The sequence below is a fragment of the uncultured Blautia sp. genome (assembly GCF_902497045.1).
Lineage (GTDB): Bacteria > Bacillota > Clostridia > Lachnospirales > Lachnospiraceae > Blautia_A.
In genome coordinates this window covers 1-2,279 of sequence record NZ_CABVDF010000324.1, presented here as the reverse complement: position 1 = coordinate 2,279, position 2,279 = coordinate 1, and the positions used below count along the sequence as shown (strand labels likewise).

Sequence of the window (2,279 nt, the reverse complement as noted above, 5' to 3'; positions counted from 1 at the left end):
AGTACCCGGAGAGTATTTATCTGCATTTAAAAATACATTTTTCCATGTATTTTTCCTTCTTTAACAGCCACTGCAATGGAAAGCTCCGGGGTATAATACGGAATCAGCGTAGCCTGAATCGCATGATAGAGATCCGGTTTTCCTGGCCATACCGTTCCGTTTGGAACATTATTCCGATCCATCTGATGGAACCAGGAGCCGTTTTTGTGATCCAAAACTTTCCTGTCCAGATACTCAACAAACTCTGAGTACTCATCTGCATATTTCTGTTTCCCCGTAACACGGAAAAGAACTGCTGCTGTATTGACAGCCTCTGCAAGAACCCAATGCATTCTGTCATGAACGATAGGCTTTCCATCCCATCCTGTAGTATAAACAATACCTGCAGCACCATCTGCATCCCATCCATCTTCAATAGCTCTGTTAAAAAGATTTTCAGCTGCTGTTATATACGGGACTGCTCTGTCTTTCTCATCTTTGAAAGAAGAAAGTGCCCATTGTACAATCAAACGAGCCCATTCTAGTCCGTGACCCGGAGTTGCTCCATATGGTTTAAACTGATCATCCGGGTGATCTTTGTTACATTCCAGATCCGGCTCCCAATCACTTGTATAGTGTTCCGGAATTCTCCATTCATTACTCTCCGCCCAGCCTATAACGTGATTTATAATCCTTCCACATCTCATACGATATGTTTCATTACCTGTTACATCTGCTGCAGCCAAAAAAGCTTCAACTGTATGCATATTTGCATTAAGCCCTCTGTATGGGTCTTTGACTGTAAATTCTGTATTCCATGTGTCACAGGATAATCCTTCTTCTTCATTCCAAAAATAACGATCATAGGTTTCCAAAGCCATATCCAACAGTTCTTTTCCTCTCGGATGACCTGCAAGAACCGCCCCTGATCCTGCAAGAATCACAAATGCATGTGCATAGCAAAGCTTATTTTCTGAATGTCCTCCATCTTCTGTCAGCGCAGAATACCATCCACCATTTTCCTTATCTCGTGCAGCGCCTAAAAGACCATTTACAGCTGAATCGATTAATCTGTCACTGTCTTTGCAGCCCAAATATTTTCCAATAGTATATACATGTGTCATTCTGCTTGTTGCATAAGTTTCTCTGTTATATGATTTCCATGGAGTACCGTCATCCCCAAGATAATAGCATGTTCCATCCGGTGCCGGAAACTGGCGCCCAAAATGCAGGAGATTTTCCCGAATCTCTTTCATAAATATTTTGTTTTCCTCTGTATCTATCTGATATTTTTTTTCCATTGCATCTACCCTCTGTCTCTCTATTATTTAAGAAAAAACACCTCCGAAGAATATCGATTCAGCTCGATAGTCCCCGGAGGCAGTTATCATTTATCACTTCACATCTTCTGCTTTAATTACAGAAACACCTGTATCTGTCACTTCACCTCCAAGATCCTCTCCATTAATTGCTTTTACTGCTGCTTTAACGCCTTCTGCGCCCATTACATCTGGATTCTGTGCCATCGTACACACAAGATATCCGTCTTTAACCAGATTCAGGATTGTATCAGATTTATCAAATCCTACTCCAAGAACACTGTCACTTCCAGATGCCTTGATTGCATTTCCTGTACCAACTGTACAGCCTTCATTTGTTCCAAAAATACCAACAACACCCTGAGTGATGTAGTTTTCTGCAATAGACTGAGATTTTGCTGCATCACCTTCACTGTACTGTGTTTCAAGAACCTCAAAATCTGTATCCTCAAATACACTTCTGAAGCCTGCTTCACGATCAAGCGTAGACTGAGATGCTGCATTGGTATTAATAATGCCAATAGAACCGGATGTTACGCCTTTATCCTCCAGTGCTTTTTTCAGTTCTTCTCCGGCTTTTTCTCCGCCTGCCTTATTATCTGTAGAAAAAGTAGCTTCTGCTTCCACATTTGCAGGAGAGTCAACATAAACAATCTTGATACCTGCTGCTTCAGCCTCTTTCAAAGACCCTGAAATAGCATCCGGTCCATTTGCAGCTACAATAATAGCCTGATAGCCGCCTGCAATTGCATTGTTTACACATTCAATCTGCTGTGCATCATCTTTTGTGTTCGGAGCCATATAATCAACAGTGACCTCTTCTTTTTTTGCTTCTTCCTGTGCGCCTTCATTTAAGGTTACCCAATGCTGATCAATAGAGTCCATTGTGATCAGAGCAATTTTTTCCCCTTTTGCAAATACACTTGTTGCACCTGTAAAGCATCCTGCTGCTACGGCCATACTGCAAAGTACTGCTAACAC

2 protein-coding genes are annotated in these 2,279 nt (G+C 41.7%); both read right to left on the bottom strand.

Features of this window, described 5'->3' with window-relative positions; genetic code table 11:
* Positions 1–26: 26 nt before the first annotated feature.
* Complete coding sequence (locus tag RDS42_RS14270) at positions 27–1,280, bottom strand: AGE family epimerase/isomerase (protein ID WP_308784243.1); 1,254 nt, start codon at positions 1,278–1,280, stop codon at positions 27–29.
* A gap of 93 nt (positions 1,281–1,373) precedes the next feature.
* The gene (locus RDS42_RS14265; RefSeq protein WP_294443559.1) at positions 1,374–2,258 is read right to left on the bottom strand and encodes a substrate-binding domain-containing protein; all 885 of its coding nucleotides are present in this window, start codon (positions 2,256–2,258) and stop codon (positions 1,374–1,376) included.
* Between the last annotated feature and the right edge of the window lie 21 nt (positions 2,259–2,279).

Coding starts and splice junctions, on each gene's coding strand:
- RDS42_RS14270 (WP_308784243.1), bottom strand. CDS start 1,280: ATGGAAAAAAAATATCAGATAGATACAGAGGAAAACAAAATATTTATG.
- RDS42_RS14265 (WP_294443559.1), bottom strand. CDS start 2,258: ATGGCCGTAGCAGCAGGATGCTTTACAGGTGCAACAAGTGTATTTGCA.